This window comes from Nonomuraea africana, from assembly GCF_014873535.1.
GTDB lineage: Bacteria > Actinomycetota > Actinomycetes > Streptosporangiales > Streptosporangiaceae > Nonomuraea > Nonomuraea africana.
Genome location: NZ_JADBEF010000001.1, coordinates 8,360,913 through 8,381,793, shown reverse-complemented (window position 1 = coordinate 8,381,793; position 20,881 = coordinate 8,360,913). Strand labels below are relative to the sequence as shown.

At 69.6% G+C, this 20,881-nt stretch carries 20 protein-coding genes and 1 tRNA gene; 9 read left to right on the top strand and 12 right to left on the bottom strand.

Features of this window, described 5'->3' with window-relative positions; translation table 11 throughout:
* Window positions 1-154: 154 nt before the first annotated feature.
* The 5 genes from rplA to H4W81_RS40175 form a co-directional block, all read right to left on the bottom strand.
* A complete protein-coding gene (gene rplA / locus H4W81_RS40195) occupies window positions 155-874 on the bottom strand; it encodes a 50S ribosomal protein L1 (RefSeq protein ID WP_192779584.1) in 720 nt (239 codons plus the stop codon).
* A 71-nt stretch (window positions 875-945) separates the two neighbouring features.
* Window positions 946-1,377: a 50S ribosomal protein L11 gene (gene rplK / locus H4W81_RS40190; RefSeq protein WP_192779583.1), complete on the bottom strand. Its 432-nt coding sequence runs from the start codon at window positions 1,375-1,377 to the stop codon at window positions 946-948.
* Between the two features lie 182 nt (window positions 1,378-1,559).
* On the bottom strand, window positions 1,560-2,327 hold the full coding sequence (gene nusG / locus H4W81_RS40185; RefSeq protein ID WP_192779582.1) for a transcription termination/antitermination protein NusG: 768 nt from the start codon (window positions 2,325-2,327) through the stop codon (window positions 1,560-1,562).
* A gap of 64 nt (window positions 2,328-2,391) precedes the next feature.
* Window positions 2,392-2,640: a preprotein translocase subunit SecE gene (gene secE, locus H4W81_RS40180; protein ID WP_192779581.1), complete on the bottom strand. Its 249-nt coding sequence runs from the start codon at window positions 2,638-2,640 to the stop codon at window positions 2,392-2,394.
* A 74-nt stretch (window positions 2,641-2,714) separates the two neighbouring features.
* Window positions 2,715-2,787, bottom strand: a tRNA-Trp gene (locus H4W81_RS40175).
* 182 nt (window positions 2,788-2,969) lie between these two features.
* On the opposite strand from H4W81_RS40175, the gene H4W81_RS40170 reads away from it, so the two are divergent.
* The gene (locus H4W81_RS40170) at window positions 2,970-4,172 is read left to right on the top strand and encodes a pyridoxal phosphate-dependent aminotransferase (protein ID WP_192779580.1); all 1,203 of its coding nucleotides are present in this window, start codon (window positions 2,970-2,972) and stop codon (window positions 4,170-4,172) included.
* A gap of 132 nt (window positions 4,173-4,304) precedes the next feature.
* Here H4W81_RS40170 and H4W81_RS40165 read toward each other — a convergent pair whose 3' ends face one another.
* The 3 genes from H4W81_RS40165 to H4W81_RS40155 are packed head-to-tail and all read right to left on the bottom strand — an operon-like array spanning window position 4,305 to window position 6,267.
* Window positions 4,305-4,883, bottom strand: coding sequence for a hypothetical protein (locus H4W81_RS40165; RefSeq protein WP_192779579.1), 579 nt, complete (start codon window positions 4,881-4,883; stop codon window positions 4,305-4,307).
* 32 nt (window positions 4,884-4,915) lie between these two features.
* Window positions 4,916-5,776 carry a PASTA domain-containing protein gene (locus tag H4W81_RS40160; RefSeq protein ID WP_192779578.1) on the bottom strand — a complete coding sequence of 287 codons (861 nt, stop codon included), beginning with the start codon at window positions 5,774-5,776 and terminating at the stop codon, window positions 4,916-4,918.
* Window positions 5,773-6,267, bottom strand: a complete 495-nt coding sequence (locus tag H4W81_RS40155; protein WP_192779577.1) for a SigE family RNA polymerase sigma factor — start codon at window positions 6,265-6,267, stop codon at window positions 5,773-5,775. The genes H4W81_RS40160 and H4W81_RS40155 overlap by 4 nt, the downstream gene beginning before the upstream one ends.
* Window positions 6,268-6,335: 68 nt before the next feature.
* On the opposite strand from H4W81_RS40155, the gene H4W81_RS40150 reads away from it, so the two are divergent.
* On the top strand, window positions 6,336-7,361 hold the full coding sequence (locus H4W81_RS40150; RefSeq protein ID WP_420538732.1) for an adenosine deaminase: 1,026 nt from the start codon (window positions 6,336-6,338) through the stop codon (window positions 7,359-7,361).
* On the opposite strand, the gene H4W81_RS40145 is transcribed toward H4W81_RS40150, so the two are convergent.
* Both H4W81_RS40145 and H4W81_RS40140 read right to left on the bottom strand, forming a co-directional pair.
* A complete protein-coding gene (locus tag H4W81_RS40145; RefSeq protein WP_192779575.1) occupies window positions 7,350-8,066 on the bottom strand; it encodes a hypothetical protein in 717 nt (238 codons plus the stop codon). The genes H4W81_RS40150 and H4W81_RS40145 overlap by 12 nt on opposite strands.
* The gene (locus H4W81_RS40140; protein WP_192779574.1) at window positions 8,053-8,592 is read right to left on the bottom strand and encodes an RNA polymerase sigma factor; all 540 of its coding nucleotides are present in this window, start codon (window positions 8,590-8,592) and stop codon (window positions 8,053-8,055) included. The genes H4W81_RS40145 and H4W81_RS40140 overlap by 14 nt, the downstream gene beginning before the upstream one ends.
* Before the next feature lie 231 nt (window positions 8,593-8,823).
* On the opposite strand from H4W81_RS40140, the gene H4W81_RS40135 reads away from it, so the two are divergent.
* The 3 genes from H4W81_RS40135 to H4W81_RS40125 all read left to right on the top strand — a co-directional run bounded on the left by H4W81_RS40135 (window position 8,824) and on the right by H4W81_RS40125 (window position 14,514).
* On the top strand, window positions 8,824-9,558 hold the full coding sequence (locus H4W81_RS40135; protein WP_192779573.1) for a class I SAM-dependent methyltransferase: 735 nt from the start codon (window positions 8,824-8,826) through the stop codon (window positions 9,556-9,558).
* A 645-nt stretch (window positions 9,559-10,203) separates the two neighbouring features.
* Entirely contained in the window at window positions 10,204-12,066 is a 1,863-nt protein-coding gene (locus H4W81_RS40130) for an acyl-CoA dehydrogenase family protein (protein WP_192779572.1), read from the top strand.
* A 153-nt stretch (window positions 12,067-12,219) separates the two neighbouring features.
* Window positions 12,220-14,514: a tetratricopeptide repeat protein gene (locus tag H4W81_RS40125; protein ID WP_192779571.1), complete on the top strand. Its 2,295-nt coding sequence runs from the start codon at window positions 12,220-12,222 to the stop codon at window positions 14,512-14,514.
* Here H4W81_RS40125 and H4W81_RS40120 read toward each other — a convergent pair.
* Together H4W81_RS40120 and H4W81_RS40115 are read right to left on the bottom strand one after the other, a co-directional pair.
* The gene (locus H4W81_RS40120) at window positions 14,489-15,352 is read right to left on the bottom strand and encodes an alpha/beta hydrolase (protein WP_192779570.1); all 864 of its coding nucleotides are present in this window, start codon (window positions 15,350-15,352) and stop codon (window positions 14,489-14,491) included. The two genes, H4W81_RS40125 and H4W81_RS40120, sit on opposite strands and share 26 nt — an antisense overlap.
* A gap of 80 nt (window positions 15,353-15,432) precedes the next feature.
* The gene (locus H4W81_RS40115; protein ID WP_192779569.1) at window positions 15,433-16,386 is read right to left on the bottom strand and encodes an alpha/beta hydrolase; all 954 of its coding nucleotides are present in this window, start codon (window positions 16,384-16,386) and stop codon (window positions 15,433-15,435) included.
* Between the two features lie 198 nt (window positions 16,387-16,584).
* On the opposite strand from H4W81_RS40115, the gene H4W81_RS40110 reads away from it, so the two are divergent.
* The 4 genes from H4W81_RS40110 to H4W81_RS40095 all read left to right on the top strand — a co-directional run bounded on the left by H4W81_RS40110 (window position 16,585) and on the right by H4W81_RS40095 (window position 20,869).
* Complete coding sequence (locus H4W81_RS40110; RefSeq protein ID WP_192779568.1) at window positions 16,585-17,310, top strand: alpha/beta fold hydrolase; 726 nt, start codon at window positions 16,585-16,587, stop codon at window positions 17,308-17,310.
* A gap of 289 nt (window positions 17,311-17,599) precedes the next feature.
* On the top strand, window positions 17,600-18,883 hold the full coding sequence (locus H4W81_RS40105) for an extracellular solute-binding protein (protein ID WP_318782363.1): 1,284 nt from the start codon (window positions 17,600-17,602) through the stop codon (window positions 18,881-18,883).
* Window positions 18,884-19,139: 256 nt separating this feature from the next.
* Window positions 19,140-20,024 carry a carbohydrate ABC transporter permease gene (locus H4W81_RS40100; RefSeq protein ID WP_192779567.1) on the top strand — a complete coding sequence of 295 codons (885 nt, stop codon included), beginning with the start codon at window positions 19,140-19,142 and terminating at the stop codon, window positions 20,022-20,024.
* Complete coding sequence (locus H4W81_RS40095; RefSeq protein WP_192779566.1) at window positions 20,024-20,869, top strand: carbohydrate ABC transporter permease; 846 nt, start codon at window positions 20,024-20,026, stop codon at window positions 20,867-20,869. Before H4W81_RS40100 ends, H4W81_RS40095 begins: the two co-directional genes overlap by 1 nt.
* Window positions 20,870-20,881: the final 12 nt, after the last annotated feature.

The following is a 20,881-nucleotide window of genomic DNA, read 5'->3' as shown; positions in this document are numbered from 1 at the left end:
GATTCCGACACTACGTCGCCGAAGCCTTCCCGGCGCACAGGGATGACCCCGAGATAACCCTGAGTCCACTTCCTCCCTGTATATGTCTTTAATCCCATATGACAGCGAAAGACCCCCGCAGGAAGCCCTGCGGGGGTCTTTCGGAAGAGCGGGATCAGCCCTCGAGCTCGGCGGTCATCGCGCGAGTCACGTTGGGGTCGACCGGGACACCCGGACCCATCGTGGTGGAGAAGGTGACCTTCTTGACGTAACGCCCCTTGGCCGCGGACGGCTTGAGACGCAGCACCTCGTCAAGGGCCGCGGCGTAGTTCTCGATGAGCTGGCGCTCACCGAACGACGTCTTGCCGATGATGAAGTGCAGGTTCGCCTGACGGTCGGTGCGGAACTCGATCTTGCCGCCCTTGATCTCCGTCACGGCCTTGGCCACGTCCGGGGTCACGGTGCCGGTCTTCGGGTTCGGCATGAGACCACGCGGGCCGAGGACACGGCCCAGGCGGCCGACCTTGCCCATCAGGTCGGGGGTGGCGACGACGGCGTCGAACTCGTTGAGCCTGTTGCCCTTGGCGATGTCGTCGATGAGCTCGTCGGCGCCGATGATGTCGGCGCCGGCCTCGCGGGCAGCCTCGGCACGGTCACCGGTCGCGAAGACCAGGACCCGGGCGGTCTTACCGGTGCCGTGCGGGAGGTTGACCGTGCCGCGCACGATCTGGTCGGCCTTGCGAGGGTCGACACCCAGCCGCAGCGCCACCTCGACGGTGGCGTCGAACTTGGTGGTGGAGGTCGCCTTGGCCAGCTTCGCGGCCTCGGCGGGGGTGTAGAGCTTGTCGCGGTCGACCTGCGCCGACGCGTTCTTGTGCGCCTTGCTGCGCTTCACTTCTGTCTCCTCGGTGGAGTCTGTGGTCTCGGGCCAGCGCGTGGCCCTCCCACGGGACGAACGGAAAGGTCTTACTCGGCGACGGTGATGCCCATCGACCGGGCGGTGCCGGCGATGATCTTCTCGGCGGCCTCGACGTCGTTGGCGTTGAGGTCGGGCATCTTCGTCTCGGCGATGCTGCGCAGCTGCTCGCGGCTCAGCTTGCCGACCTTGTCCTTGTGGGGAACCGCAGAGCCCTTGTCGAGACCGAGCGCCTTCTTGATCAGCTCAGGCGCCGGAGGCGTCTTCGTGATGAAGGTGAAGCTGCGGTCCTCGAAAATGGTGATCTCGACGGGGATGATGTTGCCCCGCTGGGCCTCGGTGGCAGCGTTGTACTGCTTCACGAAGTCCATGATGTTGACGCCGTGCGGACCGAGGGCGGTACCGACCGGCGGGGCGGGCGTGGCCTGGCCAGCGGGAAGCTGGACCTTGACCAGTGCCGCGATCTTCTTCTTCGGAGGCATGTGTCCTTCTCCGGGTCCTGATTGCGGTGCCGTCCACCCGCGGGTGCGGGCGGACATGTCGGAAGGCCGTCCTTCGCGAGGGACGGCCTGCCGAACGTCTTGACGACAGAAACGCGCGAGGGGCTCCGGCGGCTAGGGCACGCGCGGAGTCACACGTTCCTCATCGAGTGTATGCGAGCCTGTCAGATCTTCGAGACCTGGTTGAACGACAGCTCGACCGGGGTCTCGCGACCGAAGATCGACACCAGCACCTTGAGCTTCTGCGACTCGGGGCTGATCTCGCTGACCGAGGCGGGCAGCGTGGCGAACGGGCCGTCCATGACGGTGACCGACTCGCCGATCTCGAACTCGACCGTGGGGCCCGTGGCCGCCTTGGCGGTGGCCTTCTTGGCTTCCTCGGTCGGCTCGGGCGCCAGCAGCTTGGCGACCTCGTCGATGCTGAGCGGGCTCGGCTTGTTGGAGAGGCCGACGAAACCGGTCACGCCGGGCGTGTTGCGCACGGCGGCCCAGGACTCGTCTGTGAGGTCCATGCGCACCAGCACGTAGCCGGGCAGCACGCGCTCCTTGACCGGAACCTTCTTGCCGCTCTTGAACTCCTGGACGGTGTGCGTGGGCACCTCGACCTGGAAGATGTAGTCCTCCATGTTGAGCGACACGTTACGGCTCTCGATGTTGGACTTCACGCGGTTCTCGTAGCCGGCGTAGGAGTGGATGACGTACCACTCGCCGAGCTGGCCGCGCAGGGAGCGCTTGAACTCCTCGACGGGGTCGATGGCCTCGACCTCGTCCTCTTCCTCCTCGACGACGGCCACCGGAGCCTCGTCGGACTCCTCGACGTCGTCGGCGTCTTCGGCTTCCTCGACGTCGGTCTCCTCGACCTCGTCGATGGACTCCTCAGCGGCGACGTCGTCGTCCCACTCCTCGCGAGGGGTGTCTGAAGTCTCGGACACGGTGACTTTTCCTCTTTCGTCGAATCGAATGGTGGCCCGTCGGGCGTCACCCGGCCGGCGTGGCTCAGCTGCCGCCGAAGATCCGCAGGACGCCCTCCGTGAACAGGGCGTCAAGCCCCGACACGATCGCAACCATGATCAGAACGAATACCAGAACGACCGCGGTGTAGGTGATGAGATCCTTGCGCGTCGGCCAGATGACCTTACGCAGCTCGTTGACGACCTGCCGATAGAAAAGGGCAGGAGAAGTGCGCTTCGACTTCTTTTCGCCGCTCGGCTTGCCGGCGGTCTCGCTGTGCGTGTCGATCGCCACAGTCCTCACCTCTGTCGTATCCAACGCAGTTTACGCGGCGCGCTTGCACGCCTTGCTGCGCGGACCGCACTCAGCAGGGCACGAGGGACTCGAACCCCCAACCGCCGGTTTTGGAGACCGGTGCGCTACCAATTGCGCTAGTGCCCTATGTCGTCAACCACACTACATCGATTGACTTACTGCCCGGACCGATCGCCACAACGACATGCGGCGGCAGGACCAGGCGAAAGTGTACGGAAGAATGACCGCTACGTCGAACCAGAACCTGATCGCCCTGGTCACCGGGTAGTTGCCCGCATGGGCGTGTCGCCTCGTGCCACCATGTGAATATGTCCAGCCGCATCTCCGCACGCATCTCCGCGATCTCCGAGTCCGCCACCCTGGCCGTCGACGCCAAGGCGAAGGCCATGAAGGCCGCAGGCCGTCCGGTCATCGGCTTCGGCGCGGGCGAGCCCGACTTCCCCACGCCCGGCTACATCGTCGAGGCGGCGGTCGAGGCGGCGCACGACCCGCGCTTCCACAAGTACACGCCGGCGGGCGGCCTGCCCGAGCTGAAGCAGGCGATCGCCGACAAGACCCTGCGCGACTCCGGCTACCAGGTCGACGCCTCGCGGGTCCTGGTGACCAACGGCGGCAAGCAGGCGGTCTACCAGGCGTTCGCGACGCTGCTCGACCCCGGCGACGAGGTGCTGGTGGTCGCGCCCTACTGGACGACCTACCCCGAGGCGATCAAGCTGGCCGGCGGGGTGCAGGTCGACGTCGTCACCGACGAGACCACCGGCTACCTCGCCTCCGTCGAGCAGCTCGAGGCGGCCCGCACCGAGCGGACCAAGGTGCTGCTGTTCGTCTCGCCGTCCAACCCGACGGGCGCGGTCTACCCGCGCGAGCAGGTCGAGGCGATCGGCCGCTGGGCGGCAGGGCACGGCCTGTGGGTGGTCACCGACGAGATCTACGAGCACCTCGTGTACGGCGAGACCGAGTTCACCAGCATCGCCACCGCCGTGCCCGAGCTCGGCGACAAGGTCGTCATCCTGAACGGGGTCGCCAAGACCTACGCCATGACCGGCTGGCGGGTCGGCTGGCTCATCGGCCCCTCCGACGTGGTGAAGGCCGCGACCAACCTGCAGTCGCACGCCACCTCCAACGTCTGCAACGTCGCCCAGGTCGCCGCGCTGGCCGCGGTGAACGGCGACCTGTCGGCGGTGGCGCGGATGCGCGAGGCGTTCGACCGCCGCCGCAGGACCATGGTCAGGATGCTCAACGAGATCCCCGGCGTGGTCTGCCCCGAGCCGCAGGGCGCCTTCTACGTCTACCCGTCGGTGAAGGCGCTGCTCGGCAAGGAGCTGCGCGGCAGGCGCCCGCAGACCTCGGCCGAGCTGGCCGAGCTGATCCTCGAGGAGGCCGAGGTCGCCGTCGTGCCCGGTGAGGCTTTCGGCACTCCCGGCTACTTCCGCCTGTCCTACGCGCTGGGCGACGACGACCTGGTCGAGGGCGTCAGCCGCCTCCAGAAGCTCCTGTCCGAAGCCGTCTGACGCATCGCCCTGCTTCCAGAGACGCGGGCGCCGTGACGGCGGGAGGCGAAGTCCTGCTGGGCGCGCGCCCGCGAGGGACGGGACCACGCGGGAACGGAGGCGCCATGGCCGCTTGCCGTACGGGATGGATTGTCACCTGGAGGACGGCGGAGCGTGGACGGAGGCGGCCAGGGGGAGGAGGTCGGCGGAGAGTGCGTCGCTGACGCGGATCCAGGCGCCGGTGCCGGTGCGCTCGAGCCAGGCGATCATCATCCCGCCGCTCGGGTGCCTGCCCACCAGGGCGGGCTTGCCGCGGACGGTGGTCTCGCGCGGCGAGGCGAGAGCCGCGCGCTTGCGGTAGGTCTCCCAGTCGGCGGCGACGGTGCCGTGCTCCACCTGTACCTCGACGAAGTCCGAGCCCGCCGCGTAGCGGGCCCACCCGCCCTCGACGCCGGGCTCGGGCGAGATGGAGCCGCCTCCTGTGCGGCTGAGCCCGGCAGGCAGGTAGGTGAGCCAGAAGTTGTCGGCCACGACCGTGATGCCGGGCGAGGTGACGGTGGGGGTCGAAGGAGGCCTGGGGGCGAGGGTCGGGACGACCGTGACCGGTGGGGTCCTGCCGAATCCCGAGGAGAAGATGGCGATGATCGTGAGGACGGTCACCGCCAGGGCGGCGAGGGCGAGCGCGGCCCGCCATCGCCCGCCGTGGGCGGTGACCAACCCGTCAGGCGCCATACCCCATTAGATGCCCGCATTCCCCGCTCTGATCACTCCGCCGGGCGGATCCCTTCGGCGATCTTCTTCAGCTCGGTGGAGACCGCCTCGGCGCCGAGCTTCTTGGCCCTGACAGGGCTCATCAGCACCTCGACCGCGAGGTCGTCGCGCAGCTTGAAGCCGATGCTCCGAACGCTCGGCTCAAGCTCGGCCACGTAGGCCTGCCTGCCGCCGAGGTCGACGAGCTCGACACCGTCGCGCTTCAGGCGGGCCTCGATCTGCCTGCCCGCCTCACCCTCGTGAACCATGACCTGGATGCCATACTCGCCGGGGCGGCCGTCAGGAGTGTCGTAGCTGGTGGTGTAGCTGGTGTGGCCCTGTGCCTTCTTGTCGGACCAGCTGTTCGACCACTTGCTCCACACCAGCCCTTCGGGCAGGTAGCCGAGCGTGATGCCGCCGAACGTGCGGCCGTCGCCCAGATCGCCGAGCGCCTGGGGCGCCTCCTCCCTCAGGTAGAGCTTGACGGTCGAGCCCGAAGGCGCCTCCGTGCCCGGCTTCGGCTCCTGGCCGAAGACGTGCTCGTGCCCTGTCGACCTCTCGCCGACCAGACCGACCGCCCGCAGCGCCGCCTGCGCCTCGGCCAGCGTCATGTCGGTCAGGTCGGGCACCGTCACCTCGGTCACGATCTTCACGGTGATGGGCGCCTGGGCCACCACCGTGGAGCCCGAGCTCATCGACAGGACCATGGGAGCCCCCGCCGCCAGGGCGGCGGTCATGAGGGCCGCCCCCGCGACCCTGAATCTGATCACGTGCCTGCGGTGCCTCCTGCGCACGCTCTCGCCCATCGTGGACGGCGCGTGCACGTCGGCCACCCGGGCGGCCATCGCCTCGGCGAGCCCCTCTTCGACCTTCATACGAGCGCTCCTTCCTTCATGTTCTCGCGGATTCTGGCGAGCCCCCGCGCCGCCTGACTCTTGACCGTGCCGAGCGAGCAGCCGAGCGCCGCCGCCGTGGCCGACTCCGACAGGTCCTCCCAGTAGCGCAGCACCAGGACGGCCCGCATCCGTGCGGGCAGCCTGCGCAGCTCCGCCATGAGCGCGTCGCGCAGATCGAGGTCGGGCACCGCCGCCTCGGTCTCGGGCGGCCTGGCGAACGTGATCTCCTGAATGATCTTGCGGCGGCGGGCCGCGGAGATGGCCGCGTTCATGACGACCCTGCGCGCGTAGGCGTCGGGGTTGTCGTGCCTGATCCTCGGCCAGTGCCGATAGACCTTCTCCAGCGCGTGCTGGACGAGGTCCTCCGCGTCGTGCTGCGACGCCCCGCATACCAGGATCGCGGTGCGCAGCAGTGACGTGCTTCGGGCGGCCAGGAACTGATCGAAGGCCGCCTCATGTTCTTCCGTCATCAGCGAGGTCCCCTTTCGCCCCTCCCAACGCGTCAACCCACCGCGAGGTTGAGTGGCACCATATGGAAATGCCACGTCCCCTGGCCGAGCTGCCCAAGGCTCATCTGCACCTGCACTTCACCGGCTCGATGCGGCACTCGACGCTGATCGAACTGGCCAGGGAGCAGGGCCTGCACCTGCCCGACGCGCTTGAAGAGGACTGGCCGCCCCAGCTCCACGCGACCGACGAGCGGGGCTGGTTCAGGTTCCAGCGCCTGTACGACATCGCCAGGTCGGTGCTGAGGCGCGAGGAGGACATCTACCGGCTGGTGCGCGAGGCGGCCGAGGACGAGGCCGCCGAGGGCTCGGGCTGGCTGGAGATCCAGGTGGACCCCTCGGGGTTCGCCTCACGGTTCGGCGGGCTGACCACGACGCTGGAGCTGATGCTCGACGCCGTCGACCGGGCCGCCAAGGCGGCGGGCATCGGGATCGCGACCGTCGTGGCGGCGAACAGGACCAGGCACCCGCTCGACGCCAGGACACTGGCCAGGCTCGCCACGCAGTACGCCGGCAGGGGCGTGGTCGGGTTCGGGCTGTCCAACGACGAGCGCAGGGGGCGGGCGCGCGAGTTCGAGCACGCCTTCAGGATCGCCAGGCGGGCGGGGCTGCTGGCGGTGCCTCACGGAGGTGAGCTGCTCGGTCCCGAGAGCGTCGCGGAGTGCGTCGACGACCTCGACGCCGACAGGGTCGGACACGGCGTGCGGGCGGCGGAGTCGGCGCGGCTGATGGAGCGGCTGGCCGACCGGCAGATCTGCTGCGAGGTGTGCCCGACCTCCAACGTCGGGCTCGGCGTGGTCCCGGGGGCGGAGGACGTGCCGCTGCGCAGGCTGTTCGACGCCGGGGTGCCGATCGCGCTGGGCGCCGACGACCCGCTGCTGTTCGGGGCCAGGCTGCTGCCGCAGTACGAGCTGGCGCGCCACGTCTACGGCTTCAGCGACCAGGAGCTGGCCGAGCTGGCGCGGCAGTCGATCAGGTCGTCGGCCGCCCCCGAGTCGGTGCGCAAGGAGCTGTTGAAGGGCGTGGACGACTGGCTCGCCTCGCCCTCAGCGGAGTGAGGAGGCGATCTCCACGGCCCGCTGCTTGGCGGTGACCCCCTCGAGGCGGTGCGCGAGGTCGCCGTCGAACCAGATGAGGGTGGGGCCGGCCAGGCGCAAGGGAAGCTCGCTGCCGTCCTCCCTGCTGAGGCGGCTGAGCGTGTGCTCCTTCGCGATCCACCAGCCGTTGGCGCCGACGCTCTCCGGCCATGGCTCGCTCAGCTGCTTGACGAAGTAGGGGGTCAGCCCTTCGAACTGGTCGAGCCGGACGCCGTCCGCCCAGAACAGCGAGACGATCCTGTCGCCGTCGCTGACCGTGACGCGCTCGGGCTCGCCCAGCTCGGCCGGCACCTTGACGGGGAATCCGGCCAGCCGCCGCGCCTCGGCCAGCGAGACCTCCCGCTCCCCCGGCAGCGGGACGGCGGTGGCGGGCGGCGTGCCCGCCTCACCGACGCGCACCTCGATGCCCGCCAGCCGCAGGATGTGCACCACGGCGGCCCTGCCCTGCGGGGTGGCGGCGGTCAGCGCGACGACCACGATCGCGACGGCCGCGACGAGCCGCCACCTCCGCCGCCGCCGCACCGGCGGAGACGGCGCGGGCTCGGGCTCCTCGATGCGAGCCCGTACGGCCGCGGCCACCTCGGCCGGCGGCGGGACGCCGGGCAGGTCGACGAAGTCGGCGAGGGCCATGAGCTCGGCCTCGAGGTCGTCGTCAGGCGAGGTCACGTCCCACCTCCTCCCTCAGTCTGGCCAGTCCGCGATGCGTCCTCGACTTGACCGTGCCGACCGGCCAGTCGAGCACCTGAGCGGTCTCCTGCTCCGACAACTGCAAGAAGTACCTGCAGACCACCGCTTCCCGTTCCCGATCAGGCAGCCGGCGCACGGCGGCCAGCAGGCGCTCCCTGCGGTCGCCCGCGACAGCCGTCCCCTCGGGGTCGTCGGCGGCCTGGGTGGTGGCCATCGCGCCGAGCTTCTGCGTCAGCTCGGACCTGCGCCCCCTCGACCGGGTGAGGTTGTGGGTCTCGTTGGCGACGATCCGCAGCAGCCAGGGGCGGAACGGCGCGTCCTTCCTGAAGCCGGCCAAGTGCTTGAACGCCTTCACGAACGCTTCCTGCACCACGTCCTGCGCCTCGTCGCCGGCGCCGAGCATGGCGGCGGTGCGGTGCGCGAGTGCGCTGTAGCGGGCGACGAGCGCCTCGTAGGCGGACAGGTCGCCGTCAAGAGCGCGGGCTATCGCCTCGTCGTCATCCATGGGCGAGTCAGATTCCATCCCAAGGGAGGGCCTTCGCGGAAGGGTTTTCCGGCGCCGGTTCCGCGCGCCCTGGACGAGAAGCCCTTCGGGTGTGGGATTCACGCGTGAGCTCAGCGTAACGCGTCGAATACGGTCCGGAGTGCCCGTTCGCGAGTTCGACGGTTGGAGTGACCCGGCCACCGGGGCGGGCACTAGACTCAGCGGCACCGCATTCTTGGAGGAACAGCTCTCATGTCATCTGGGTACGACCGCGTGGTCCAGCCGGCGGCCGGCGACGAGGCTCTGGAAAACCACCTCGGCGGCGACGAGGCCAAGAACTACCGGCAGTACGAGTTCGACATGGTCGCACCCCACGTCGGCCGCTCCATGCTGGAGATCGGCTCGGGCCTCGGGCACTTCGCCGAGCAGTTCCTGCCCCGCCTCGACCGGCTCGTGGTGAGCGACTTCGACCCCTACTGCGTCGACCAGCTGCGCAAGCGGTTCGCCGACCGCTCCGACGTCGACGTGCTGCACTTCGCCCTCCCCGACGCGGTTCCGATGGAGGAGAAGGTCGACACCGTCGTCATGATGAACGTCCTCGAGCACATCGAGGAGGACGCCGAGGCCCTGCGCTCGCTGGCCCGCGTCGTGACGCCGGGCGGCCGGATCATCATCTGGGTTCCGGGCTACATGCAGCTCTACGGAGACTTCGACAAGAAGGTCGGCCACGTCCAGCGCTACACGCCGAAGACGCTGAGCAGCTCGGTGGCCAAGGCGGGCCTCGACATCGACGTGATCAAGCCGATCAACTTCCTGGGCGGCATCGCCTGGTGGGCGGCGGTCCGCCGGGGCGGCGTCGGCTACCCCGACCCCCGCCTGGTCAAGATCTACGACCGCACCGTGGTCCCCGCCACCCGCCTGATCGAACGCTTCATCCGTCCCCCCTTCGGACAAACCGTCTTCTGCGTCGCCCGCGTGCCCAACTAACCCGGTTCTCCGCCGCCCGTTTTCTCGGCCCAACCGACAAACCCCTCATAAGCCTGTACGGCAAACCCCTATAAGCCTGTACGGCAAAGCCACCCCACGGCCACCGGAGTCACCGGTGGCCGTCTGTCTTTCAGGCACACTCCAGCAGGACTCCGGTAACCAGCCGCAACGTCGCCCGTAAGACCAGCGAGGCGTAACGGAAGCACCCACGTCGACGCAGCCCGTAGAACCGAGGGGCGTAGTACGGGAGCACCCGCCACCGCAACGTCGCCCGTGAACCCGGCGGGGCGTAGCGCGAGACTTCCCCACCTGCGCCCACCCCGCCCGGCCCGGCACCGCCCCGCCACGCCCGGCAGCCCACCGGCCACGCCACGGACCGAAGCCGCCACGCCGACGATCCCGGCGTAACGCGACCCCGGCCACGTGCGCTCGTTTGCCGTGCCCCTGGACAGACCCCGGCCACGGGCGGAGGGTGGGCCTAACCGGGCCTGGCCGTACAGCACCAAAAAACAGGTCGGGCCCCGGGCTGGCCGTACAGCACCGAAAAACAGGTTGGGCCCCCGGGCTGGCCGTACAGCACCAAAAAGCAGGTGTCGATGGCGCGCGGGGGGAAGAACAGAATCGGGGAGCAGGCGGGAGGCGGTCATGACCGAGTACGCGCGGGCGCGAGAGGTCGCGGAGCAGGCCAGGCAGGTCGAGTGGGAGCGGCCGAGCTTCGGCAGGCAGCTCTTCCTCGGGGACTTCCGCCTCGACCTCGTCCACCCGATCCCCACGCTGGACGAGTCGGCCACCAAGAAGGGCGAGGAGTTCGTCAGGGCCCTCAGGAGGTTCCTCGACTCGCGGGTGGATCCCGCGCAGATCGAGCGGACCGCGGTCGTGCCCGACGAGGTGGTCAAGGGCCTGGCCGACCTGGGCGCGTTCGGCATCACGATCGAGGAGGAGTACGGCGGGCTCGGCCTGTCACACCTCTACTACAGCAAGGCGCTCATGCTCGTCGGCTCCTACTGTCCCGCGCTGTCCGCGCTGCTGTCGGCGCACCAGTCGATCGGGGTGCCGCAGCCGTTGCGGCTGTTCGGCACCGAGGAGCAGAAGCGCGAGTTCCTGCCGCGCTGCGCCCGAGGCGAGATCTCGGCGTTCCTGCTGACCGAGCCCGACGTGGGCTCCGACCCGGCGCGGCTGTCCACGACCGCGACCCTCGACGGGGACGAGTACGTGCTCGACGGGGTCAAGCTGTGGACGACCAACGGCGTGGTCGCCGACCTGCTCGTCGTGATGGCCAGGACCGGCCAGAAGATCAGCGCCTTCGTGGTCGAGGCGGGGTCGCCCGGCATCACGGTCCAGCGCCGCAACTCCTTCATGGGCCTGCGCGGGATCGAGAACGGGGTGACCCGGTTCGAGGGCGTCCGCGTCCCCGCGCGCAACAGGATCGGCCGCGAGGGCCAGGGCCTGAAGATCGCGCTCACCACGCTGAACACCGGTCGGCTGTCGCTGCCGGCCACCTGCGCGGGCAACGCCAAATGGGCGGTGAAGATCGCCCGTGAGTGGTGCAACGCGCGCGTGCAGTGGGGGCACCGGGTCGGCGAGCACGAGGCGGTGGCCACCAAGGTCGCGTTCATCGCGGCGACGGCCTACGCGCTGGAGGCGGTGTGCGACCTGTCGAGCAGGATGGCCGACGACGAGTCCAACGACATCAGGATCGAGGCCGCGCTCGCCAAGCTGTTCGCCAGCGAGATGGCCTGGCGGGTGGGCGACGAGCTGGTCCAGATCAGGGGCGGGCGCGGCTACGAGACGGCCGAGTCGCTGGCCGCGCGCGGCGAGCGCGGCGTGCCCGCCGAGCAGATCCTCCGCGACCTGCGCATCAACCGGATCTTCGAGGGCTCCTCGGAGATCATGCGGTTGCTGATCGCGAGGGAGGCCGTCGACGCGCACCTGTCCGTGGCCGGTGAGCTGATCGATCCGGGCGCCTCCCGGCAGGAGCGGGCGAGAGCGCTCAGGAGAGCCGGCGCCTTCTACGCCAAGTGGCTGCCGGGGCTGGTCGTCGGCGGGGGCACGCTGCCGGTCGCCTACGGCGACTTCGGGCCCTTGGCCCAGCACCTGCGCCACGTGGAGCGGACCAGCCGCAAGCTGGCCAGATCCACCTTCTACGCCATGTCGCGGTGGCAGGGCGGCCTGGAGCGTAAGCAAACCTTCCTCGGCAGGATCGTCGACATCGGCGCCGAGCTGTTCGCGATGACCGCGGTCTGCGTGCGGGCCGAGGAGGACTCTCGCGACCTCGGACGGCGCCCCATGGAGCTGGCCGACGTCTTCTGCCGCCAGGCCAGGATCAGGGTGGACACGCTGTTCGACAGGCTGTGGCACAACAGCGACGCCCATGACGCGAGGGTGGCGGGATACGTCCTCGACGGCCGCTACACCTTCGTGGAGGAGGGGATTCTCGACCCGTCCGTCGAGGGCCCGTGGATCGCCGCTCCGGCGGAAGGGGAGGACGTCCACCGGCACGTCCAATAGCGGCGGCGCGGCAGAGAACGACCACCTCGGCCGTGCCCCTCTCCGAGCAGGCGGCAGCTCTGGCGTGCAGGAGAACATCCGCTCTCAGCGGGTGGATAGGGTTGGTCTGCGGCGTTTGTAGTACTTCGCCGAGGGCGATCGTGAGGGGGACGGGTGGCGGAGTCGTTCGGCAGGTTGCTGCGGAGCTTGCGACACGCCGCCAAGCTGACGATCGAGGAGCTTTCCCACACGTCCGGCGTGAGCGTACGGGCCATCGGCGACATGGAGCGCGGAACCAGCCGGGGCCCGCAACGGCGCACCGTGGAGGCACTGGCCGAGGCGCTGCGGCTGGACGACGCGCAGCGGATGGCGCTGTCGGAGGCGGCACGGGCGGGACGACCGCGCCAGGAGGCCCCCGCGCCGGGAGCGTGTGAGCTGCCCCGCGGAGTGGGCGACTTCACCGGGCGGACACGGGAACTGCGTGCGCTGCGCGAACTGGCGGGTCGGACGGGAGACGAGCAGGCCGCCGTCGTGGCCGCCGTCTCCGGCGCCGCCGGCATCGGCAAGACAGCGCTGGCCGTGCGAGCCGCAGGGCAACTGGACGATCTGTTCCCCGACGGCCGCTTCTACCTGGACTTGCGCGGCATGGATCCGGTGCCACTGGACTCGGGGACGGCGCTGTCCCGGCTGCTCAAGGCCCTGGGCGTGGCCGAGCGGCGCGTCCCCGCCGACGAGGAGGACCGCGCAGGCCAATACCGGGCCCTGCTGCGCGAACGGCGGTGCCTGATCATCCTGGACAACGCGGCCCACGAAGGCCAGGTGCGTTCGCTGTTGCCCTCGGCCGGTCCGGTGATGACGCTGGTCACCAGCCGCAGGCCACTGGCAGGGCTGGAAGGCGTACACCAGCTCCCGCTGGCGCACCTGGCCGCGGAGGAGGCGGCCGCCCTCCTGCGCGCGATCGTGGGCGCGGAGCGCGCCGCGGCCGATCCGGACGGGGTGGCACAGGTGGCGAGCCTGTGCGGGAACCTGCCGCTGGCGCTGCGCATCGCCGGGAACCGGCTGCAGAGCAGGCCCGGCTGGACAGCAGGGCAACTGGCCGCACGCCTTGGCGACGAGGGACGGCGAGTGGAGTCCCTGTCCGCGGGAGACCTGTCCGTGGCCGCCGCCTTCGCGCTGTCGTACCGGCAGCTCTCCCTGCCGGCCCGGCAGAGCTTCCGCCGCCTGGCGCTGGCCGCGGCGCCGGAGTTCGGGGTGCCGATGACGGCGGTCCTGGCCGAGCTCGGCCGGGTCGAGGCCGAGGACGCCCTGGAGGAACTCGTCGACCTCGGCCTGCTGCAGTCGCCGTACGTGGGCCGCTACCGCTTCCACGACCTGGTACGGCTGTTCGCCCGCGCCCGGCTGTCCGAGGAGGAGCCCGTCCAGACCCAGCGGCAGGCCCGGCGGCGTATGGACGACTGGCTGCTCGAGGTCGCCACGATCGCCGGGCGCTGGTTCGAGCCGGACTACGGCGCCCCGCCGCCGGACTGGAGCTCCCTCGTCGAGCTGAACAGCTCGCAGCAGGCACAGGAGTGGCTCCAGACGGAGGGCGAGGCGTGGCTGGCGGCGCTGAGACAGGCCTTCCGCGTCGGCGAGCACGCGCGCGTCGTCGAGGTGGCCGAGGCCATGCACTGGTTCTCGGACCTGTGGATGCACTGGGGGCACTGGCCCGAGGTGTTCGACCTGTCCGCCAGGGCCGCCCGCGCCATGGGCGACCGCGGGCAGGAGGCGGTGCATCTCAACTACCTGTCCTGGGCGCAGACCTACTGCCAGGCTCGCTACGACGAGGCGGAGGCGACCGCCCTGCGCGCGCTGGAGCTGGCCCGCGACATCGGCGACGTGCGCCAGCAGGGCTGGTCGCTGATCTACGCCACCTGGTCGCTGTGGGCTCGCGACGACCAGCCGAGCAAGGAGAGCGGTCTGAGCTACACCCGGCAGGCGGCGGAGTGCTTCAAGCAGGCAGGGGACACGGAGGGCTACGCCCAGGCCATGACCAGCATGGGGCACTGCCTGCGCCGGCTCGGCCGGGTGGAGGAGTCCGTCCGGCACAACCTGGCCCTGGTGGACCGGCTGCGCGATCCCGCCTTCGGCGGCTCGCCCGCCATCGTCAACCAGGCCGTCGGCGCGACGCTGGATCTGGTGGGTGACGGCTACTCCGCCCTCGGACGCTGGCAGGAGGCCGCCGACCACTACCGCCAGGCGTTGCGGGAGATGCGGGAGCGCCCGATCAGCCGGGCCGTGGCGACGACACTGACCAGCCTGGGCAAGGCGCTGGTCCAGCTGGAGCAGGTCGAGCAGGCCCGCGAAGCGTTCCGTGAAGCCATGGAGCTGCACGAGGCCGCCGGTGACGCCGTCAGGGCGACCAGGGTGCTCGAGCTCCTCGAGCAGGTCGCCCGGTCAGGTGCCGTCACGCGTCCACAAAACGCTGGATGAACGTCAGGGCGGTGCCGCAGACCTCGCGCCAGCCGCCGTCGACGGTCAGCGAGTGCCCGCGGCCGGGCATCTCGAGGATCTCCGTCAGGTGGTGCTCGTTGCGGACCTGGCTCTCGTAGGAGGCGTGGGCGACGGCCCACGGGACGATGCGGTCCATCTCGCCTGACATGAGCAGCAGCGGGCCCCTGTCCTTCGCGGTGCGGTCGACCTCGGGCTCGCTCCACGGGTCGAAGGCGGCGGCTGCCTGGAGCGGCGGCACGCCCGGTGCGGGGACGGCGAACGTCTCGTACAAGCGCTCGGCCTCTGCCTCGTCGACGGCGTTGGCGAAGGCGTGGCGGAACTGGTCGTAGGTGAGCGGGACGGCGCTGCCGACGACGGCCGGATCGGCCGGCGCGCGGACGGGGGCGCGCGGAGGGGAGATCGGCAGCGGCAGCGCGCCCTGGAGGGGTGCGGGGCTGATGGCCACGGCGGCGCAGGCCAGGCCGCGCCCTGCGAGGATCTGCGCGAGCAGGCCGCCGGTGCAGTGGCCGACCACGGCGGGCCGGCGATCGAGCCCGCCGATCAGGTCCGCGAAGTGGCCGGCCACCTCGCCTGCCGTCCTGGCAGGCGCCGTCCCGGCAGGCGCCGTCCCGGCAGGCGCCGTCCTGGCAGGCGCGGCCCCGGCCGGCGGCGCGCTGGGCCAGGCCGGGGTGACGGGGGCGAATCCCGCCTCGGCGAACACCTGAGCCCAGCGCTCCCAGCTGGTGGGCAGCAGCCACAGGCCGTGGACGAAGACGACGGGGATCCGGCCGGTGAGGTTGGCGTGGCGTATCTGGGCGTGCTCGAAGCTGGAAGGCATGAATCCGTCCCGGGGTCGGGGGGTCGGCACGGGGGCCGCCGGACGTGGCGGCGGTCCCCGCACGGGTCAGGAGGACAGCCTCAGCTCGTGGCGAGGGCCTGCCGGAGCGTGCCGATGGCCAGCCCGATCGCCGACCCCGCCGCCTGGGTCTCGCGCAGGGCGTTGAGCATGACGAAGTCGTGGATGATCCCCAGGTAGCGCACGGCGGTCACGGGCACGCCGGCCGCGCGGAGCTTGTTCGCATACGCCTCGCCCTCGTCCCGCAGCACGTCCGCCTCGGCGGTGATGACCAGCGCCGGAGGCAGGCCGGTCAGCTCCTCGGTGGTGGCCCGCAGCGGGGAGGCGGTGATCTCGGCTCGCTGGGTCTCGTCGGTGGTGTACTGGTCCCAGAACCACCGCATGCCGTCCCTGCGCAGGAAGTAGCCCTCGGCGAACTGCTGGTAGGAGCCGGTGTCGAAGGACGCGTCGGTCACCGGGTAGAACAGCACCTGCTGCCGCAGCGTCACCCCGCCGCGCTGCTTGGCCATCAGTGTCAGCGCGGCGGCCATGTTGCCGCCGACGGAGTCGCCGGCCACCGCGACACGCGTGGCGTCCAGGCCCCTGGCCGCGCCCTCGGCGGTGATCCAATGCGCCACCGTCCAGTTCTGCTCGATCGCCACCGGATAGCGGTGCTCAGGCGACAGGTCGTACTCGGGGAAGACGACGGCGGCACCGGCGCCCACCGCCAGCTCACGTACCAGCCGGTCGTGAGTGTGGGCATTGCCGAAGACCCAGCCGGCGCCATGGATGTAAATGATCACGGGAAGGACGCCCGTGCTGCCCGCCGGCCGGACGATGCGGGCTCTGACCTCACCGGTCGGGCCACCGGTGATCGTCACCCACTCCTCGTCCACGGCGGGCTTGTCGATGGGGCCGGACTGGACGTCGTTCACGGTCTTGCGGCCCTCGTCCGGCGAGAGCTGGAAGAGATAGGGCGGCTGGGCGGTGGCCTCGGCGAAGGCTCGCGCGGCGGGTTCCAGGACAGGCTTGCTCATGATCGCTCCACATGGGTGAAAAGGCGGGGGCTTCGGCACAAGGGGGCGCCCGTTCACCGCACATCCAAGCAAGCGGCATCGGAAGAAGACGAGGCAGAAGCACAGGCAGAAGTACGCTTCCGCCTCGTCCGCCCGCACCGTGGCCTGTTTGGATCGCCGCTGAAACACCTGACACCCTGCCGAACAAGGAGCACTTCCATGACGGAAAGCACCATCCCGACAGTCGTCCTCGTGCACGGCGCGTTCGCCGACGCCGCCAGCTGGTCCGGCGTCATCGCCGAACTGCAGCAGCACGGCGTCCCCGTGGTGGCCCCGCCCAACCCGCTGCGCGGCCTGGCCTCCGACGCGGCGTACATCGCGTCCGTGGCGGCCCAGATCGACGGCCCCGTCGTGCTGGTCGGCCACTCCTATGGCGGTGCGATCATCACCGTGGCAGGCGCGACCGAGAACGTCGTCGGTCTCGTCTACGTCGCCGCCTACGTCCTCGAAGAGGGCGAGAGCCTCGGCGAGCTGCAGGGACGGTTCCCTGAGCCGCCGCTGGGGGCGAGCCTGCGGCAGGCTGTTTACCCGGTCGAGGGCGCCGAACCCGCCGTCGAGCTGACGATCGCTCCCGAGATGTTCCCTCAGGTCTTCGCTGCGGACGTACCCGGCGAGGTCACCAAGGTTCTGGCGGTGGCGCAGCGGCCGCTCGCCGCCGGGGCGTTCACCGAGACCGCGAGCACAGCGGCCTGGAAGACGAAGCCCTCATGGGCGGTCATCGCCGACGCCGACCAGGCGATCAACCCCGAGGTCCAGCGGTTCGGGGCCAAGCGGGCGGGGGCGGTCGGCGTCGAGGTCGCGGGCGCTTCGCACGCCGTCGCGGTGTCCCGGCCGAAGGAGGTCTCCGACGTGATCCGCGAGGCGGTCCGGGTCACCTCGGCCTGACCCGTCATCCTGGGCCGCCGCGTTTGGCTTCTTGACGGCGATCGAAGTTTGTAATTGATTGAAAGCCATCAATTACAATCACCTTCTAACAAGTCTTGACTCACCCGGTCTAGACCGGCTGCTCAGTGTTGTTTTCAAACCGATATGCGCCGGTATAGACCAGGTGATGAATCCCGCCCTACCCTGACGCAAACGCGTGGCGCTGACAGGCTCGCGCACCTCATCCCTGGGCGGGTTCCGCCGGCTGGTATGGACCAACGGCCCGTCCGACGAGAAGGCGGTATCTACGGTGAACATCAAGCTTGTGGGCGGCGCCGCTCTCGGCCTCGCCACCATGCTGGTCCTGTCCAGCTGTGGCGGCGGCGACGCCGCCAAGCCCGCGGACGGCGGAGCGACGGGGGCGGCGGCCGGCGGCGAGCAGGTCACGCTGAAGATGGTGGCCGCCGACTACGGCGACAACCCCACGGCCGACAACGCCGGCACGAAGTTCTGGAAGTCCGTGGTGGACGGCTTCCAGGCGGCCAACCCGAACATCAAGGTGGAGGTCCAGGTCATCTCCTGGAACGACATCGACAAGCAGGTCGCCACCATGGTCCAGAACGGCCAGGTGCCCGACATCCTGCAGACGGGTGACTACTCGGGCTTCGTCAAGGACGGCCTGCTCTACAAGACCGACGAGGTCCTCTCCCCCGAGGTCTCGAAGGACATGCTCACGAAGTTCGCCGATTTCGGCAAGGTCGACGGCACGTCGTACGGCATCCCGTTCGTCTCCTCGGCCCGCGCGCTCTTCTACAACAAGGAGCTGTTCGAGAAGGCCGGCATCGCCGAGCCGCCCAAGACCTGGGACGAGGTGAAAGCGGCCGCCGAGAAGCTGAAGGCCGCGGGCGTCAGCCAGCCCTTCGGTCTGCCGCTCGGCCAGGAGGAGGCCCAGGCCGAGTCCTTCCTGTGGATGCTCGGCAACGGCGGCGGCTACACCGACGCCTCCGGCAAGTGGACGATCAACTCCCCCGCCAACGTCGAGGCCTTCCAGTACGTCAAGGGCCTGGTCGACGCCGGCCTCACCACCCCGAACCCCGGCACCAAGGACCGCAAGACGGTCTGGGAGGACTTCGCCGCGGGCAAGGTCGGCATGGTCAACGGCGGCCCCATGTCGATCCCGATCTTCGACAAGGGCGCGGTGAACGGCAAGTACGCCGTGGCCCCGATCGCCGGCAAGACCGGACCGCTCGACACCACGCTGGGCGTCATGGACTGGATCATGGCGTTCAACAAGAACGGCCACGCCGCGGAGATCAAGAAGTTCTTCGACTACTTCTACACCGGCGACGCCACCCAGAAGATCGTCGACAACTACAAGCTGCTGCCCGTCACCAACGGCGGCATCGAGAAGCTGTCGGGCGACGAGAAGCTCAAGCCGTTCCTCGACGCGCTGCCCAACGCCAGCTTCTACCCCTTCAAGGACCCCAAGTGGTCCGAGGTGAACACCGCGATCAAGCAGACCATCGGCGGGGCCGTCAAGGACGACCCGGCGAAGGTGCTCGGTGATCTGCAGAAGGTCGCCGAGGGCAGCTGATCCTCGGGGCTCGGTACGGCCGGCGCCACGGCGGCGCCGGCCGTCACCTGACCACCCGCGCGCGCGCCCGAAGGCGTGCGACCGGTCGTGACCGGCCGCCACAGGCTCCCATCCCGCCGGCCCGGCGGTGAAGCCTGTTCGAACGTATGGACCATACCAAGAGAGGGGTTCCCGTGATGCGGAAAGCGCGGGGTCACCGCACCGCTCGGGACTTGACCGACCTCCCGCGCTCCCGGGATCTCCTGGGGAGCTCCGGATGAAGCGGCTGCGCGTCCTGGAGCCCCTGGCCTGGGTCGGACCCGCGGTGGTGCTGATCGCCCTGGTCGTCCTGTGGCCGGTCATCGAGATGGTTCGGACGTCGTTCCTGGAGGTCAGCCGGTTCGGCGTGGTCCGCGGCTGGAACGGTACCGACAACTACGACGAGCTCTTCGCCGAGACCGACTTCTGGCCGGTGATGCTGCGCAGCCTCATCTGGGTGGTCGCCGTCGTCGGCTTCACCGTGTTGATCTCGCTGGCCCTCGCCCAGCTGTTCAACCAGCGCTTCCCCGGGCGCAAGATCGCCCGGTGGGCGCTCATCGCCCCCTGGGCCGCCTCGGTGCTCATGACGTCGATCATCTTCAAGTGGATGCTCGACCCCGAGGTCGGCATCATCAACCTGATCAGGCGTGACCTCGGGCTGATCCCCGCGATGGGCGGCTCCGACGCCGACCAGCTCGGCCAGGCCGCCACCGCGTTCCCCTGGCTGATCTTCGTGGCGGTGTTCGTGTCGGTGCCGTTCACCACCTACGCGCTGCTGGCGGGCCTCGCCACGATCCCCTCGGACGTCTACGAGGCGGCCAAGATGGACGGCGCCTCGAAGTTCAGGACGTACTGGTCGATCACGCTGCCGCTGCTGCGGCCCGCGCTGACCGTCGCCGCCCTGATCAACGTGATGAACGTCTTCAACAGCTTCCCGATCATCTGGTCGATGACCCACGGCCAGCCCGGCTACTCCACCGCGACCTCGACCATCTTCATGTTCATCCTCAAGGGCTCGGACATCGGCGAGTCGGCGGCGATGTCGGTCGTGAACTTCGGCATGGTGATCATCCTCACCGCCATCTTCCTCAAGATCTCCAAGTGGAAGCAGGAGGTGGCGTGATGGCCCACTCCCGTACCGTCACGGGCGGCGCGATGCCGTCGCTCAAGAAGGTGGTCGTCGCGGCCTCGGCCTACGTGATCGCGTTCATCTTCCTCTTCCCCTACCTGGTCATGCTGCTCACCGCGCTGCGCCCGCAGAGCAGCCTGCGGGAGGCGGAATACTTCCCCTCGTCGTTCGAGTGGTCGAACCTGCTGAACTTCTGGACCGGCGGCCTGGCCGACAACCTCTTCGTGACGCTCAAGGTCGCGGCGGGCTCGACGCTGCTGGTGCTGCTGGTCGCGCTGCCCGCGGCCTACTACTCGGCCAGGCACAACTTCAGGGGCCGCACGGCCTTCCTGATCCTGGTGCTGATCACCCAGATGTTCCAGCCGACCGCGATGCTCGTCGGCATCTACCGCGAGTTCTACCAGTTCGGCCTGGTCGACTCGACGTGGTCGCTGATCCTGGTCAACGGCGGGTTCAACCTGGCCTTCGCGGTGTGGATCCTCAACGCCTACTTCGCCTCCATCCCGAGGGAGCTGGAGGAGGCGGCGTTCATGGACGGCAACGGGCGCTTCGGCGCGCTGTTCAGGATCACGCTGCCGCTGGCCATGCCCGGCGTCATCACCGCGCTGATCTTCACCTTCATCGCCGCGTGGAACGAGTTCGTGGTCGCGCTGACGCTGACCACCAGCCCGGAGAACCAGCCGCTGACGGTGGCGCTGAACTCCTTCATCGGACAGTACTCGGTGGACTGGCAGAACCTGTTCGCCGGTTCGGTGATCGCCACCCTCCCGGTGATCATCCTGTTCGCCCTGATCGAACGCAAGGTCGTCGGCGGCCTGACGGCCGGCTCGATCAAGTAGTGACACTCTTGG